This is a genomic window from Paenalcaligenes sp. Me52, assembly GCF_050487965.1.
Taxonomy (GTDB): domain Bacteria; phylum Pseudomonadota; class Gammaproteobacteria; order Burkholderiales; family Burkholderiaceae_B; genus Paenalcaligenes.
Genome location: NZ_JBKQFO010000002.1, coordinates 250,722 through 265,179, shown reverse-complemented (window position 1 = coordinate 265,179; position 14,458 = coordinate 250,722). Strand labels below are relative to the sequence as shown.

The 14,458-nt window shown below is 51.3% G+C and carries 16 protein-coding genes; 6 read left to right on the top strand and 10 right to left on the bottom strand.

Annotated features, from left to right (window positions below; all coding sequences use genetic code 11):
* Positions 1-9: 9 nt before the first annotated feature.
* From ACLO87_RS12470 to ACLO87_RS12430, 9 genes are all read right to left on the bottom strand, one after another.
* The gene (locus ACLO87_RS12470) at positions 10-1,305 is read right to left on the bottom strand and encodes a TRAP transporter large permease (protein WP_135862254.1); all 1,296 of its coding nucleotides are present in this window, start codon (positions 1,303-1,305) and stop codon (positions 10-12) included.
* Positions 1,298-1,780, bottom strand: a complete 483-nt coding sequence (locus tag ACLO87_RS12465; protein WP_430223868.1) for a TRAP transporter small permease — start codon at positions 1,778-1,780, stop codon at positions 1,298-1,300. Before ACLO87_RS12465 ends, ACLO87_RS12470 begins: the two co-directional genes overlap by 8 nt.
* A 26-nt stretch (positions 1,781-1,806) precedes the next feature.
* Positions 1,807-2,856, bottom strand: a complete 1,050-nt coding sequence (locus tag ACLO87_RS12460) for a TRAP transporter substrate-binding protein (RefSeq protein WP_135862257.1) — start codon at positions 2,854-2,856, stop codon at positions 1,807-1,809.
* A gap of 36 nt (positions 2,857-2,892) precedes the next feature.
* On the bottom strand, positions 2,893-3,852 hold the full coding sequence (locus ACLO87_RS12455) for an NAD-dependent epimerase/dehydratase family protein (protein WP_430223867.1): 960 nt from the start codon (positions 3,850-3,852) through the stop codon (positions 2,893-2,895).
* The gene (locus ACLO87_RS12450; protein ID WP_430223866.1) at positions 3,843-4,652 is read right to left on the bottom strand and encodes a hydroxypyruvate isomerase family protein; all 810 of its coding nucleotides are present in this window, start codon (positions 4,650-4,652) and stop codon (positions 3,843-3,845) included. Before ACLO87_RS12450 ends, ACLO87_RS12455 begins: the two co-directional genes overlap by 10 nt.
* An 18-nt stretch (positions 4,653-4,670) precedes the next feature.
* Positions 4,671-5,561: an NAD(P)-dependent oxidoreductase gene (locus ACLO87_RS12445; protein WP_430223865.1), complete on the bottom strand. Its 891-nt coding sequence runs from the start codon at positions 5,559-5,561 to the stop codon at positions 4,671-4,673.
* Positions 5,558-7,276: a dihydroxy-acid dehydratase gene (gene ilvD / locus ACLO87_RS12440; RefSeq protein WP_430223864.1), complete on the bottom strand. Its 1,719-nt coding sequence runs from the start codon at positions 7,274-7,276 to the stop codon at positions 5,558-5,560. The genes ACLO87_RS12445 and ilvD overlap by 4 nt, the downstream gene beginning before the upstream one ends.
* 22 nt (positions 7,277-7,298) lie before the next feature.
* Complete coding sequence (locus ACLO87_RS12435) at positions 7,299-7,985, bottom strand: GntR family transcriptional regulator (protein ID WP_135862265.1); 687 nt, start codon at positions 7,983-7,985, stop codon at positions 7,299-7,301.
* A gap of 118 nt (positions 7,986-8,103) precedes the next feature.
* A complete protein-coding gene (locus ACLO87_RS12430; RefSeq protein ID WP_135862267.1) occupies positions 8,104-9,150 on the bottom strand; it encodes a mechanosensitive ion channel family protein in 1,047 nt (348 codons plus the stop codon).
* 232 nt (positions 9,151-9,382) lie between these two features.
* Here ACLO87_RS12430 and ACLO87_RS12425 point away from each other — a divergent pair, with 232 nt between their 5' ends.
* Positions 9,383-9,688, top strand: a complete 306-nt coding sequence (locus tag ACLO87_RS12425) for a hypothetical protein (protein ID WP_430223863.1) — start codon at positions 9,383-9,385, stop codon at positions 9,686-9,688.
* Here ACLO87_RS12425 and ACLO87_RS12420 read toward each other — a convergent pair.
* Complete coding sequence (locus ACLO87_RS12420) at positions 9,685-10,284, bottom strand: helix-turn-helix domain-containing protein (protein ID WP_430223862.1); 600 nt, start codon at positions 10,282-10,284, stop codon at positions 9,685-9,687. The genes ACLO87_RS12425 and ACLO87_RS12420 overlap by 4 nt on opposite strands.
* 139 nt (positions 10,285-10,423) lie before the next feature.
* On the opposite strand from ACLO87_RS12420, the gene ACLO87_RS12415 reads away from it, so the two are divergent.
* The 5 genes from ACLO87_RS12415 to ACLO87_RS12395 are packed head-to-tail and all read left to right on the top strand — an operon-like array spanning position 10,424 to position 14,455.
* Positions 10,424-11,554, top strand: coding sequence for an MlaE family ABC transporter permease (locus ACLO87_RS12415; protein WP_135862273.1), 1,131 nt, complete (start codon positions 10,424-10,426; stop codon positions 11,552-11,554).
* A gap of 3 nt (positions 11,555-11,557) precedes the next feature.
* Positions 11,558-12,409 (top strand): ABC transporter ATP-binding protein, encoded by an 852-nt coding sequence (locus ACLO87_RS12410; RefSeq protein WP_430223861.1) that lies wholly within the window; start codon positions 11,558-11,560, stop codon positions 12,407-12,409.
* The gene (locus ACLO87_RS12405) at positions 12,410-13,351 is read left to right on the top strand and encodes an MlaD family protein (protein WP_135862277.1); all 942 of its coding nucleotides are present in this window, start codon (positions 12,410-12,412) and stop codon (positions 13,349-13,351) included.
* A 44-nt stretch (positions 13,352-13,395) separates the two neighbouring features.
* Complete coding sequence (locus tag ACLO87_RS12400; protein ID WP_168246806.1) at positions 13,396-14,034, top strand: ABC-type transport auxiliary lipoprotein family protein; 639 nt, start codon at positions 13,396-13,398, stop codon at positions 14,032-14,034.
* Positions 14,035-14,062: 28 nt separating this feature from the next.
* Entirely contained in the window at positions 14,063-14,455 is a 393-nt protein-coding gene (locus ACLO87_RS12395; RefSeq protein ID WP_135862281.1) for a VOC family protein, read from the top strand.
* Positions 14,456-14,458: the final 3 nt, after the last annotated feature.

Sequence of the window (14,458 nt, the reverse complement as noted above, 5' to 3'; positions counted from 1 at the left end):
AACAAGCAGTTAGCCTAAATAGCGAGGTAGGTACAGCGACAGTACAGGGAAGGCAATCAAGATTGCCAAGCGGATGATGTCAGCAAACACAAACGGCATCACACCACGGTACATGGTCGCTAACGGAACCTCAGGTAATAGGCTGCGTAAGACGATTACGTTCATCCCGAAAGGGGGGGTGATAAAGCTGATTTCTGTGACCACCACCACGATAATGCCGAACCAAATTAGATCAAAACCCAGATACTGCACCAGAGGGTAGAACACCGGTACGGTCAGCAAAATCATGGACATGCTTTCCAGTACAGCACCCAGCACAATATAAAGTAGGCTGATCAGAATAATGACGGTGTAAGGGCTAAGGTCAAACTGCATGACCATAGCTTTTAGGTCGTCAGGCAATGAGGTGAAGTTGATGAAATTGGCGAATAGCAATGCGCCAATAATCACCATAAACAACATACCAGTGGTTTGGGTGGATTCTATTAATACTTCGGACAGGCTGCGCCATGTTAAGGTGCCGCGTAGTAATGAGAACAGCATGGCTCCGAAAGCGCCAATACCAGCGGCTTCGGTAGAGGTGAAGATACCGCCATAAATGCCACCCATCACAATGCCAAACAGTACCAGTAAGCCCCATACTTGTTTGATGGCTTGCCAGCGTACTGCCCATCCTTGGCGCTCACCCGCAGCCGGGCCTGCATTAGGGTTGCGCCATGTTACCCATGCCGATGCAAGCAAATACAGCAAGATAGCCAAGGCACCGGGAATTAGGCCTGCGGCAAACATTTTGCCAATGCTTTGTTCGGTCAAAATGCAATAAACCACCATCACAATAGAAGGCGGCAACAAGATCCCTAACGTACCACCAGCCGCAATAGAGCCTGTAGCCAGAGCAGGGTCGTAACCAAAACGGCGCATTTCTGGGTAGGCCACTTTGGACATGGTGGCCGCCGTTGCTAGGCTAGAGCCACAAACAGCGCTAAACCCACCACAGGCCAAAATAGTAGATAGCGACAATCCACCGCGTCGGTGTCCTAAGAAGGCGTGTGCGGCGTTATACAGCTCTTTGGACAGTCTGGCTTGAGTGATGAAGTTGCCCATCAAAATGAACAGCGGCAACACAGATAAGGTGTATTGAAACCCGCTTTCATACACCATGGAACCCGCCATAGCATAGGCAGAATCCCAGTTTCGTATCAGTGCTGTTCCCACTAAACCTACTAGAGCCATGGCAAATGCCACGGGTACTTGCAGCATGATGAGGGCGAGCATGGCGGCAAAGCCTAACAGCGCTTCAGTCATGGTTAGCCTCTTTGAAAATGGTGTGCAGTAGTTGCAGCAGGTGGTACAGCGTCGTGACGCTTAGCATAATGGCCATAAAGTAGGCTACGGGGGCGATGGGCAGCAGTAATACGGCGGTTTTATCGCCGTAATCTGCAATTTCAGCGGCTTTGCCCCAACTCACTACAGCGAGTAATGCAATGATGCCGAAGGAAATGAGGTCGCCCAGTACTCGCTGTAACCAGCGTGTACGACCATGCAGCGCCATGGCGACCAAGTCCACCGTGATGTGACCTTTAGCAGCGGATGACAAGGCAATCCCCGAAAAGATCACGCCCACCATGAGTAGCTCGGTAAGTTCTACCGAGCCCAGTACTGGAAAGTTGAAGAAATAGCGTCCCGCCACGTCCAGCATGGTGAGGCACATCATCAGAAAGAGTGTCACTTCGGCGATGCGCCGCATGACGCATAGCACGGAACGAAGCAGAGCATTCATCATGATTTCCTGATTGAGGGCAGGGATTAAGGACGATTGTCTATTTCCGCATCCAGCTGTTGTAGTTGCTCGCGGAACTCGGCAAGTACTGCTGGGCCATCAATGTTCTTGGCCGCTGCGGCATCCAACCAGGCTTGTTCAAAGCGTTGTGTGCGCTCGCGTACAGCGGCGACCAGCGCTTCGTCAGCGTCGATGATTTCTACCCCTTTTTCTTGACCGGCTTTCAGTGATCCTGCATCGGCTCCACCCCATGCTGCACCAGCCATGCGTGCTGCGTATTCACCACTTAGTCTGTCTAGAATTTCACGGTCTTGTGGGTCTAGATTATCGTAGGCACGTTGATTCATGATTAACCCATGAGAGTCACCATAGAGGCCACCAGGAAAGCGCGTGATGTGGCGTACCACCTCATCCAGTTTGAAGGCGGCTAAGGATTCGCCGGGGAAGAACAGTCCGTCTACTACGCCCGTACTTAATAATTCGTAAGAGTCTGGGGCAGGTTTGACCACAGGATTGATATTTAGGGCTTGTGCAACGTCGGCAGCCATACCGCCACCTACGCGTACTTTCAGACCATCAAAATCTTCAATCGTACGAACGGGTTTATTGCTGGTCATAACCAAACCTGGGCCGTGACCATACATGCTTAACAATTTGACGCCACGGTGTTCGCCAGCGTCTTTAAGGTACTGATCATAAATACGCCATGCGGCTACAGAGCGGGCTTCGCCGTGATCACCGGTTAAGGGTAACGAAGCCAGTTTGGTTAACTCAAAACGGCCTGGGTAGTAAGCGTGCGAGATAAAGGTGATGTCCACCAAGCCGTTACGTGCGGCATCGTAGTGGCCTGCAGGGTTGGTGACTGGTTTGGGGAGTAGACGAGGCTTGATGCGGCCTTCAGTTTGTTCTTCTATTTCGGCTAACCACGGCACGATAAAGCCTGCCACCAACGAGTGGGTAGGCGGCAGCCAGACAGATACGGTTAATTCGGTGGGGGCGGCATGAGCAACATGGGCGCTGCTTAGTGAAAGTGCCAAGCCTGAGCAGTACAGTAGTTTTTTACAGAGTTTCAGCATAATAAGTCTCCTTGTGGTCTCTATGTTTTATATGTATCAAGCTGATGGGGTGGTAAGCAGGGCTCTGTGTATCAGGTTTTCAATCGTATGGTCATGGGTGAACCCAAGCTGGTTAGCGAGGGTGGTGTCCAAGGTGGGCCAGCGGCCAAATTGTGCTTCTATGTCGGCGTTTGGCTGCCAGCTCACCAAGTCGGTGCGATCAGCGCCATAACGCTGTGCTAAACCTTGCACCAATTCGCCAGTTAGTACGCGTAATGCGGGTAGGGTGACTACTCGGCTAGTAGGCCACGCCGAGGCTGGTGATACAGCCGCATGCAGCAGTTGTTCTAAACAACAAGGTAAAGAGATCAACCAGTTTGCCGCATCAGATGAGACAGGGCAGGTATAGGCCGTACCAGCAGCCATATGCTGTACAACATCGCTGGAAAAGCTGGATAACGCGGCAATAGCTTGCAGCGGTCTGGCGATAATGCCGGGTAAGCGCACTGAGCGACCATCTATGTGGCCAAGACGGCTGTAATCAGCAATCAGTAGCTCAACCATGCGTTTATGCGTGCCATAACTTAAGGTGGGCTGTATGGGTGTTTGGTCATTAATGTGGTTAGGCAATGGAGTGCCAAACACACCAATTGAGCTGGTAAACACCACGGTGGCTTTATGCGTTTGGTGGCGCAGGTTTTCTAACAGAGCCATCGACGCCTGTAGGTTCACCTCTAAGCTTAAACACAGGTTTTCTTCGGCACGTTTGCTGGTGATACCAGCCAGATGAAAGACGTAATCGGCGGGTTCAGCCAATAGTTGCTCGCGTACAGAGGCTTGGCAGAGGTCTCCCTCTACATCGCGTAGAAAAGCGGGGGCATGTTCTATGGGCTGTAACGCTAGATCAGTGCGGCTTAAGCGCGTGATGGGTTGGCCCGCAAAATAGCTTTGGGTGCATAACCAGCGAGTCAGCGCATGGCCTATATAGCCGGCGGCACCAGTGATGACTATGTGCATGATGTGTGCTCCGGCGTGGTGCATAAGCCTGCTTGCTGCAAGATCACGAGAAACTTTAACCCTTGCTCAAATTGAGCGGCGGGTTTGTATTCGCAACCTATGCTGCCTAAGTATTGCGTGTTCAATAGATAGAGCAGGGCTTGTAGCATCTCTGGGTGCTGTTGCAGGTTAGGTTCATGGCGTTGAGCAGGATCAGCAATTTGCACGTGAGACACCATGTCTCGGCATGACTGTAGGGTTTCAAGTAGTGGTAAACCTTCCACTAAGCTGTGATAGAAGTCGAATTGCAGCTTGAGTTGAGGGGAGTTCATTGCCTGCACAATAGTCAACACATCAGCGGGATTCCAGTAGGCATAACCGGGTAAGTCACGACGGTTGAGCGCTTCCAGTTGCAAAGTGATGCCAGTACCAGTCGCTTGGTGCAGGGCGTAGCTAAGGTTTTCTTGCAGCGTGTCTTGCCAGTGCTGGGCCTCTATATGCTGCGTAATGCCAGCCATAACGTGAATGGCGGGCACGCCTAAGCTGTATGCGGTGTGCAAGGCGCGATCAAAATCGGCTCTGAACCGCTCTTTGGCTTCGGGTAGTGCTGCCAGCCCGAAATGATCAGCTTCAATAGGGGTATTAATCAGCAGTGGCTGTAGTCCGTGGTCTTCTAAGGGAAGTAAGTATTCTTGTGGGTGCAAATCGTAGGGAAACAGCATTTCCACATAGCTGAAGCCTTGTGCGGCAACGCGTGCGCAGCGTTCCGCAAAGCTCACATGTTCTGGGAATAACAAGCTGAGATTGGCAGCAAAACGCATGGTGGCTGGCTCCTGTGGCTACGCTTGCGCCTGAAATGCAGGCAGGCTATCAGGGTGGCTCAGACACACCAGCGCTGAGATTTCAGCTGCCCCTAACCCTAAGGCACTGGCTAGTCGCAGGTTTTGCTGCACTGTTGCGGCGAGCGCGGTAGGGGTACGCGTTTGCTTAGCTAAATCCAAAGCGCTGTCTATGTCTTTAAGCATGGTGTCTAACGCACCCACAATATGGTGTTGTGCTTGCAGCATGCGGGGTGTAAATAAGGGCAGCAGTTTGGAATCAGCCCAGCCACCTTGTAGCGCTTCGGGCAATTTGGCCGCATCCATACCGGCAGCGCGGGCTAAGCTTAAGGCTTCGGCGATGGCGTTTAGCGTAGCGGCCACAATGGTTTGGTTACACAGCTTGGCAGTTTGGCCGGTGCCGGAATCACCCATGTGGGTGATACGAGCGGCATAGGCCAAGATAGCGGGAGACGCCTGCTGTAACGCTGTTGCCTTGCCGCCTACCATCACGGTTAATGTACCTTGCTCTGTACCAGTCACACCACCGGATACGGGGGCGTCTAACCAGTTAGCCTGACACTGTTGTTGTAGCTGTTTAGCCAGTTGTTGAGTGATAGCTGGGGCAATGCTGGAATGGTCTACCACCCACGATACGTTGGGGGCGTGGGCCACACCATTTTCCCCAAAGACCACTTCTTGCACCGCAGAGGCATCCAGCAAACACAGTAATACGCCGTCTACATCCGTAGCTGCTTCTTGAGGCGTGCGGCATGCTGTTGCCCCTAGCTCTGCCATTGCCTGTGCTTTAGCAGGGGATCGATTCCACACATTAACCTGATGTCCTGCGGCGAGTAACCGCTTCACCATGGCTGTGCCCATTAAGCCTAAACCGCAGAAAGCGAGTTTCATTCTTCGCCCTCCGCTGGGTCATAAGGCCAATCCAGATTGCCGGAGTGCGTAGTAGCACCTTCGTTGGCTGGCCCTACCAATTTGGCGTATTTCTCTAGTACACCAGCTAAAGGTGCGCGCTCTAGCGTAGGTTTGTTGGCACGACGCAAGGCGAGTTCTTCGTCACTGATGTGTAAGTTAAGGCTGCGAGTAGCGGCATCAATGTGAATAGTGTCGCCGTTTTGGATTAAACCTATGGCACCACCCATTGCGGCTTCGGGGCTGGCGTAGCCAATACACATGCCACGGGTAGCACCAGAAAAACGGCCGTCTGTTAGCAGGGCTACTTTTTCGCCTTTACCTTGGCCGTAGATCGCCGCTGTCACGCTTAGCATTTCGCGCATACCGGGGCCACCCATAGGGCCTTCATTGCGTATCACCAGTACATCGCCATCTTGGTAGGCTTGCGTGGAGACGGCTTTCATACAGGATTCTTCGTTTTCAAAGACTCGGGCTGTACCCGTGAACTGTAGCGATTTCAGGCCAGCAATTTTTAGCAGCGCGCCATCGGGGCACAGATTGCCTTTGAGTACGACCACGCCACCAGTGGGGTGCAATGCCTGAGAGCAAGGGAAGACGATTTTATTGTCAGGGTCGGGGAAGTGTTCCAGCGCCTCAGCCAGTGTGTTGCCCTCTATGGTGAGGGTGTCGCCGTGTAAGAAGCCACCTTTTAATAAGGATTTCAGCACCACCGGTGTGCCGCCGATGCGATCCAAATCACGCGCTAGATACAGGCCGCCGGGCTGCAGGTTCGCAATTAATGGCGTGCGTTCAAACACACGGCCTACATCTTCCAGTGTGAAGCGAATACCGGCTTCGTTCGCAATGGCGGGAATGTGCAACGCTGCGTTGGTAGAGCCACCGGTTGCGGCGACGACGGCACAGGCATTTTCTAAACTCTTTCTAGTGACTAAGTCTCGAGGTAATGGGCCGCCTGTGGACAAGATGGACATTACTTGTCGGCCAGCACGACGGGCCAAAGCTAGGCGGCTGCTGTACACCGCAGGTGTCATGGAAGAGCCTAGCAACGACAAGCCTAGCGTTTCGCCTACCATCGCCATGGTGTTGGCGGTAAATTGGCCCGGACAGGCGCCAGCGGTAGGGGATGAGCTGCACTCAATGCCGCGTAGCTGGTCCAAACTGATGGTGCCGCTTTGGTAACGCCCTACTGCTTCTATAGTGGTCAAAATGGTGCTGTCTTGGCCAGTTTCGGCATCAAAGCCAGGCAGCATTGAGCCACCGTACACAAATACTGAAGGCACATTGGTACGCACCATGCCCATCATGATGCCTGGCAAGGTTTTATCGCAGCCGGCAAACCCCACTAAGCCGTCGTAGGCGTGGCCACGCACCATCAGTTCGACGCTGTCGGCAATGGTTTCGCGTGACACTAAGCTCATGCGCATACCGGCATGGTTCATCGACGTGCCATCTGACACTGAAATGGTAGAGAAACTGATAGGCACACCACCGCCTTCCGCTACGCCTAAACGGGCGTGATCTGCTTGTGGGGCTAATGACATAGAACAGGGCGTGTTATCACCCGTGGTGCTCACAATACCTACAAAGGATTGTTCCAGCGAATGGTCGTCCATACCAGTGGCGCGTAAAAAGGCACGATGTGGTGCGCGGGTAGGGCCGCTGGTCACGACGCGGGAACGGTGTTTGTGCAACATGGAATGTCTCCTCCAATGAGGCTTAGGCTGTTGGTTGTTGTAATTGCAGCAACTGTTCAAAAGGCCAACTGATGTCGGCTTGCAAGGCTTCTTGGGCGGCCTTGGCGTCTTTGTTGCGCAGTGCATTCACGATGGTTTCGTGGTGGTCATCAATAGGGGTACGTTCAGGGCCGCAATGCTCGCGTACCTCACGTAAATAGGGGCCAGATTGCAGCCACAAGCTTTCAATCATGCCCAGCATGACAGGCGATTGAGCATAGCGATAAATACAGAAGTGGAATTGTCTATTCAGTTCCAGACTGGTGGTCATGCCGTCAGGTTGGCTGCGACTATGGTGTATATCTTTGGCAAGTTGGGTAAGCAGTGCTAAATCCGCTTCGCTGACATTGCCAGTAGCCCATTGTGTGACAGCGCCTTCAATCAGCACGCGTGAGCGGCGCAAATCTTCGAGGCGTTCAAGCGTAATCAGCGGTACACGCGAAGAACGGCTGCGCATAGGCTCCAGCGCTTGTTGGGCCACTAACCTACGTAGCGCCTCGCGTACAGGCATGGTGCTGGTATCTAAATTGTCTGCCAATTCTTGTATGCCCAACACTTGGCCTGCACGGTACACGCCGTGCATGATGCGGTTGCGTAGCACCTGGTACACCGCGTCGTGTACGGAAGTGCGAACAATAGGCCCTGTTGTACCGGGAAGATGTGCGTCCATATGCACCCACCTAAAATTAATATGATTTTTGATCTTTGATCAAAGATATAGGGAGACAAAAAAAACCAACACCCGGGATTTCCCTTGATGTTGGTTTTGATGGTGTGCTGCTATGGCCTTAGGCTTCAGGAATGCTTTGTTTATTCACGTACAGTGTTTGTGTAGGGTAGGCGAAGTCAGCGCCGTGTTTTTGCACGATATCGATGATCTTCAAGTAGACATCTTGCTGTATGCCTAACCATTCCGCCCATGCCGTTGTTTTGGTGAAGCAGTAAATCATGATGTTGAGAGACGAGTCGGCAAAGGCATCGAAATACACCAAAATGGTTTGGGTCTGGTCTATGTCGGTATTGCTCTTTAAGTAAGCGTTGATCTCATCCACAATCACGCGAATTTTGGCAGAGTCTTCGTAGCGCAAGCCAATTTGCGTATTAATACGACGGTTAGTCATGCGCCCGGGGTTTTGCACGCTGATAGAAGAAAACAGCGAGTTCGGCACATACAGCGGACGATTATCAAACGTTTTAATCTTCGTGATACGCCAGCCAATCTCTACTACCGTCCCCTCTATATTGCGATCAGGAGAACTAATCCAGTCGCCAATATTGAAGGGTCTATCGTAGTACAGCATCACGCCCGAGAAAAAGTTACTCAGAATATCCTTACCGGCCATACCGATGGCGATACCACCAATACCCCCGAACGCCATCAAGCCCGACAAACTTAGGCCAAAGTGCTCACCAAACATCAGTAGCAGCACCACAAACACGGCGATTTTCAGCATTCTGGCAATCACACGTGTAGAAGTAGGATCGCTGCCTTTGCTGATTTGGTGTTTTTCAAAGAGCGTAATTAATAGCGATATTTGTCGCAGAACGATCAGCGCGATTACTAATACGGTGATGAAATCAATGACACTAGTACTCGCTGCACGCAGCTTGTAGTCCACGATAGCGTATTCAGCATATTGGTTCACTGTTAAGGCCAGCGAACACAGGAAGGCGCTTTGGATGACGTGAAAGGTGATTTTTCGCGTCAGACTTTGTTTACGTTTCAGTCGTACGTCAGCCCATAACGCACCGAACAAACAAAATAATGCAATACCTAGACCAATGGAGTACTTGATTAATAAGTCTCCGGATACGGCAAGCAATTCTTCTGGCATAGAGTTGAATGAAGCTAAAAAGAAAAAAGGCAGAATACCACGGCTACGTGTACACCTAGGTGTCAAAAAGTGTGCAGAAACTGCAGCCTTCAGCAGTATTGTGGGTGTTTAGCTGCGTTATTTCAGGAAGCGCTTGATCTGACCAAAGCCGTTCTATATTATGAATTTTGTGTTCTATATATAGAACATCGTTCGTTTTACTGAATTGATAGTGCTTGAGGGGCATGACATCATGGATATTCTTTTTCTAGGTTCTGATTTGGAAGCCTTCAGTGCGTCTTCCTGTCATACGCGCCATTTGGATGGGTTGCTACGACCTGCCAATCTGCATCGTGTTAAACAGTGTTCATCTTCTGAGCTGCATACATTGGAAGAGCACAGCATTGATGTGATTATTTTGGACGCAACCATACCCACGATGGAAAAGAATCATACAAACGAAGACATGTTGGGCGCGGTATTGCGTGTGGCCAGACGCGGTTATATTTTCAACATGCCTGTACCGGCTAGCCAAGCAAGGCTGAGCAAAGCGGCTTAACGCCGTATAGACTCTACCACCAGCCATGCGGTGGCGGTGGTATCTCCAATATTACTGATAACGTGTGGTTGGTCAGCAGGGTAGCGAGCTGTTTCGCCTGTTTGCAGTTGCTGCTCGCTATTACCTGACTGCACTTTCCAGAGCCCAGAAAGCACTGTTAAGTGTTCTCTGGTGCCGGCCTCATGGGGATCAGAAGCCAATACGCCACCAGGTTCTACTGTTAAGGCATACCACTCGGTGGTGCCCGCCAAATCTATAGGACCTAAAATGCGTAGCTCACAGGTGCCGTCTTTGTTTTTGATAACAGGCGTTGCATGTGCAGATTGCAGGGTAATGGTAGGTTCAGCCGCCGAGACTGCTTGCATACCTAAACCCAATATATCCCCCACACTAATATCCAGTGCTTGCGCCAATTTCCACAGCACGGCAATCGTAGGATTGGTCAGATTGCGCTCTATTTGCGACAGCATGGATTTGGACACCCCAGAACGTTTGGATAGGGCATCCAAGGAAAGCTTCTGTTGGGCGCGAATGGCTTGTATAGCCTGGCCTACAGGAGGCGGATCGTGCGGAAGGGAGGTCATATCCCGTGCCATATCTCTACCTTTACATGGGGTGATTCGGTGGGCTGATTTTACTACGGGCTACAAATTAAATTCTGTGACAATGCACACTGCCCCCATTTTGCTTCTTACCGTTAAAATAGCGTGGGCCAAATACAGGATAGAGTGATATATGGGGCTTACCCAGGATGCCGTCATCGTAACCGAAACCTCTGGGCAAACGACCGTCGTGCGTTTGCAGGGCCAGTGGGAGGCCGGCGTATTAAGTGATGAAAAACATAGTAAACGGCTGTTGCCTCAGTTACGTAGTGTGGCAGGGAACAAGCAGACGGTATGGGATCTCACTGAAGCCCAGGGGCTGGACTATGTGACGGTGCAAATCTTGTGGGACTGCTGGGGGCGTCAGTTGCCCGAGCAAGTACGGCTCACCGAGATTCAACAGGCCATTGTAGAGCGCGTGGCAGAGCTTACCGTTGAGCCGGTAAGCGAACCTGAATGCACCATAACACAGCGTGCTTTTGTCTCCTTGGGGCAAATGTCCTTTAATGGTGTGAACCATGCCAAAGGCATGATTGCACTGATGGGGCAGTTTTTATTGGATGTGTTGAAGCTGATTCGCCGTCCATCGCGTGGCCCGTGGCATGATTTTTCTGCGCATTTGTTCAGAATGGGTGCGCAAGCTTTACCTATTACTGCCTTAGTGGGCTTTCTAATTGGTGTGGTAGTGGCCTATTTGTTGGCCCTGCAACTGCGCCAGTTTGGTGCTGACGCGTTCATCGTCAATATTCTAGGTATTTCACTAATACGTGAGCTGGGTCCGTTGTTGGCCGCCATTCTGGTTGCGGGTAGGTCGGGCTCTGCTATTACAGCCCAAATAGGGGTGATGCGAGTTAACGAAGAGCTAGATGCCATGCAAGTGATGGGTATTTCGCATGGTTACAGACTGGTGATGCCTAGAGTGCTAGCGCTGGCGGTAGCCATGCCGTTGGTCAGCGTGTGGACTACCTTGGCTGCCTTGTTGGGTGGTATGTGGGCCTCTGAGGCCAGTTTGGGGTTATCACCCGCGTATTTTATCCAAGCTTTGCCTAATGCCGTGCAGGTAGCCAACGTGTGGTTGGCAACGGCTAAATCGGCGGTGTTTGGTGCCGCCATTGCACTGATTGGGTGTTATTGGGGCTTGTGGGTAAAACCCAATACAGAAAGCTTGGGTTCTGGGACTACTGCGTCGGTAGTGACCTCTATTACAGCGGTAATTTTGCTGGATGCCGTGTTTGCCATCTTGTTTAAAAGCGTGGGGTTCTAAGTCATGCATCAGACACAGGCCCAAACTGCAGAGAAAAATAGCGATATCTTGGTAGATATCAAAAAACTGTGGACCGTTTTTGGCACAGGCGACAAAGCTTTTGCTGTGCACCAAGATTTAGATTTGCAAATACGTCGCGGTGAAATACTCACGATCGTGGGTGGTTCAGGTACCGGTAAAACCGTACTGCTGCGCCATATTTTGGGGCTAACACGTCCTACCAAAGGCACGGTGCGTATTGATGGACAAGACCCTGCATCGTTACCCCCAGAGGGAGCTTCGGCACGCATGGGGATGCTGTTTCAGCGTGGGGCGTTGTATTCGGCATTTAATGTGTTGGATAACGTTGCCTTTGCGTTGCGTGAGCAGCAAAGCTTGCCAGAACCAGTGATACGCGATGCGGCGATGGTAAAGCTGCAAATGGTGGGTTTAAAACCTGAGCACGCCTCACGCATGCCGTCTGACCTATCGGGTGGGATGATTAAGCGGGTAGCGTTAGCGCGCGCCCTGATTATGGACCCGCCTTTATTGTTGCTAGATGAGCCTACTGCCGGGTTAGACCCACGTGGCTCAGACGAGTTTTGTGAATTGCTGTTGGCCATGCACAAAGAGCTGGGCTTTACGGTGGTGATGGTAACGCACGATTTGGATACCTTGTACGCGTTGAGTGATAGGGTAGCCGTACTGGCAGAAAAGAAAGTGATTGTGGAAGGCACTACCGACGAAGTCGTGCAGTTCCAGCATCCTTTTATTGAGCAATTTTTTCTGGGTGAACGAGGCCGTCGCGCACGCGAACCCATGCAAACTTCAGCGGCGGCACAGACCGTCTCGACGCAGCATCCGGAGTCGAATTAAATGGAAAATAAATCACATGCCATGGCAGCTGGCGTTTTTGTGCTGGTGGTTGCAGCACTCTTAAGCTTGCTGGCGTATTGGCTGACCCGCGATCAAGGTACTTACGTGGATTATGAGCTTTCCAGCACGCAAGCTGTGACAGGTTTACAGCCACAAGCTGCCGTACGCTACAAAGGGGTAACGGTGGGGCGTGTAGCCTCTATAGGGTTCAATAATGAACAACAAGGTATGGTGATTATCCATATCAAAGTAGAAGAATCTACCCCCGTTTCTGCCAAAACCTATGCCACCTTGGGGTACCAAGGTGTGACGGGTTTGGCTTACATAGAATTGGATGATGATGCTGTGGCTCAGCCTGTACTGGGCGAGACAGCCAGCGGGTTTAAACGATTGGAAATGCGACCTTCGCGTTTAAGTCGTCTTGTAGAGATGGGGCCAGAGTTCTTAGGTGAAATCCAAGAAACCGTAGTGAGTCTGAATGCGTTGCTGAGTAAAGAAAACCAGCAGGTATTGATGCAGTCCATCGCAGGGATGGGGGCGGCTGCACAAAATGCGGCAGAGGTCATGGAGGGTTTGAAACCGGTAGTGGAAACTATGGCTAAAGAGATTGAAACCGATATGCAAGTGATACGTCAGGCTGCCGGCAATCTGGCCAAAATGGGCCAAGACGTAAGCGGTATTGTGCAAAATATGCGAGCGCCGGGTGGTGTTATTCCGAATTTGCAGCAGGCAGCGCAGTCCTTGTCTGTAGTGGGCTCAGAGTTGGGTAATGCTACCTTGCCGGGTCTACAGCGCATGATGGAAGAAGTCAGTAGTGCAGTACAAGAAGTCAAAGTATTGATTCATCAAGTGTCCAGCAACCCGCAACGCTTCCTGTATGGCCCAGATAGTAGTCAGCCAGGTCCAGGCGAGCGAGGTTTTAGAACGCCTGCTGCGAACTGATAAGGGGATAAGAAATGGTTGCGACACAAGGAAAACTGAATTCCATGAAGAAAAGCATAGCTCTCAAAGTAGGCTTATTAGCAGGGGCGGTATTGCTGTCTGCGTGCTCTGTGTTACCTAAACCTCCAGCAACGGCAACGCTATACGATTTGGGCCCAGCAATTAGCAAACCTGTAGACCTACCAGTAGTAGGTAAGCGTCCAGTGATTGTGGCGGCTATTACAGGCCAAGGCTTGATTCCAGGCAGTACTGCCATGTTGTACCGTTTTGCTAATGTGGATCAACAATTACGCGCCTATCAAGAAGCACGTTGGAGCCGACCTATTGAACAGTTGTTTGGCTTACAGTTGCGCCAACAGTTGGAACAGGGCCGCCCCATTTTGGATACCGACTTCAGCGTGACGCGTCTGCGATCCGGTGACCAGTATCCATTGCTGCTGCGCGTAGACATAGAAAATTTCGAGCAAATCTTCCAAGATGATCAACACAGCAAAGCCGTTGTGCAGTTGCGTGCCACCTTGGTTGAGCCTGGTGCAACAGGCGACAAACTTTTGGCACAGCGTACCTTTGTAAGCGCTATTGATGCGCCCGAAGCTAATGCAGCAGGTGGTGCACAAGCATTGGCAAATGCTAGCCGTACAGTGGCTGGTGAGATTGATCGTTGGTTACGCAATTACGAATAATGTGACACACACGTTGGGTGGGAGCAGTATGAAGTTCGGCTACACGATTATTTATGTGCCTGATGTGGATGCATCATTGAGTTTTTTTACGCAAGCTTTTGGCTTCAAGCGTCGATTTTTGGCCGAAACTGGTGATTATGGCGAGTTAGAGACTGGCCAAACTACACTGGCTTTTGCGGCGCATGCGTTGGGTGAAATGAATTTTTCAACCGGCCATGTAGAGGCGCATACGTCAGAAAAACCGCTGGGTGTAGAGGTCGCGTTTGTGACTGATAATGTGCTGAAAGCCCATCAAAAAGCATTAAAAGCAGGTGCTATAGAGCTTGAAGCACCCATTATCAAACAGTGGGGGCAAGCGGTGTCATACGTACGTTGCCCTGATGGTACGTTGGTTGAGTTGTGTAGTCCTGTGGGTGGCTAAGCA

What these genes read in the sequence shown, in the direction of transcription:
- ACLO87_RS12470 (WP_135862254.1), bottom strand. Translation starts at nt 1,305, where the DNA reads ATGACTGAAGCGCTGTTAGGCTTTGCCGCCATGCTCGCCCTCATCATG.
- ACLO87_RS12465 (WP_430223868.1), bottom strand. Translation starts at nt 1,780, where the DNA reads ATGAATGCTCTGCTTCGTTCCGTGCTATGCGTCATGCGGCGCATCGCC.
- ACLO87_RS12460 (WP_135862257.1), bottom strand. Translation starts at nt 2,856, where the DNA reads ATGCTGAAACTCTGTAAAAAACTACTGTACTGCTCAGGCTTGGCACTT.
- ACLO87_RS12455 (WP_430223867.1), bottom strand. Translation starts at nt 3,852, where the DNA reads ATGCACATAGTCATCACTGGTGCCGCCGGCTATATAGGCCATGCGCTG.
- ACLO87_RS12450 (WP_430223866.1), bottom strand. Translation starts at nt 4,652, where the DNA reads ATGCGTTTTGCTGCCAATCTCAGCTTGTTATTCCCAGAACATGTGAGC.
- ACLO87_RS12445 (WP_430223865.1), bottom strand. Translation starts at nt 5,561, where the DNA reads ATGAAACTCGCTTTCTGCGGTTTAGGCTTAATGGGCACAGCCATGGTG.
- ilvD (WP_430223864.1), bottom strand. Translation starts at nt 7,276, where the DNA reads ATGTTGCACAAACACCGTTCCCGCGTCGTGACCAGCGGCCCTACCCGC.
- ACLO87_RS12435 (WP_135862265.1), bottom strand. Translation starts at nt 7,985, where the DNA reads ATGGACGCACATCTTCCCGGTACAACAGGGCCTATTGTTCGCACTTCC.
- ACLO87_RS12430 (WP_135862267.1), bottom strand. Translation starts at nt 9,150, where the DNA reads ATGCCAGAAGAATTGCTTGCCGTATCCGGAGACTTATTAATCAAGTAC.
- ACLO87_RS12425 (WP_430223863.1), top strand. Translation starts at nt 9,383, where the DNA reads ATGGATATTCTTTTTCTAGGTTCTGATTTGGAAGCCTTCAGTGCGTCT.
- ACLO87_RS12420 (WP_430223862.1), bottom strand. Translation starts at nt 10,284, where the DNA reads ATGGCACGGGATATGACCTCCCTTCCGCACGATCCGCCTCCTGTAGGC.
- ACLO87_RS12415 (WP_135862273.1), top strand. Translation starts at nt 10,424, where the DNA reads ATGGGGCTTACCCAGGATGCCGTCATCGTAACCGAAACCTCTGGGCAA.
- ACLO87_RS12410 (WP_430223861.1), top strand. Translation starts at nt 11,558, where the DNA reads ATGCATCAGACACAGGCCCAAACTGCAGAGAAAAATAGCGATATCTTG.
- ACLO87_RS12405 (WP_135862277.1), top strand. Translation starts at nt 12,410, where the DNA reads ATGGAAAATAAATCACATGCCATGGCAGCTGGCGTTTTTGTGCTGGTG.
- ACLO87_RS12400 (WP_168246806.1), top strand. Translation starts at nt 13,396, where the DNA reads ATGAAGAAAAGCATAGCTCTCAAAGTAGGCTTATTAGCAGGGGCGGTA.
- ACLO87_RS12395 (WP_135862281.1), top strand. Translation starts at nt 14,063, where the DNA reads ATGAAGTTCGGCTACACGATTATTTATGTGCCTGATGTGGATGCATCA.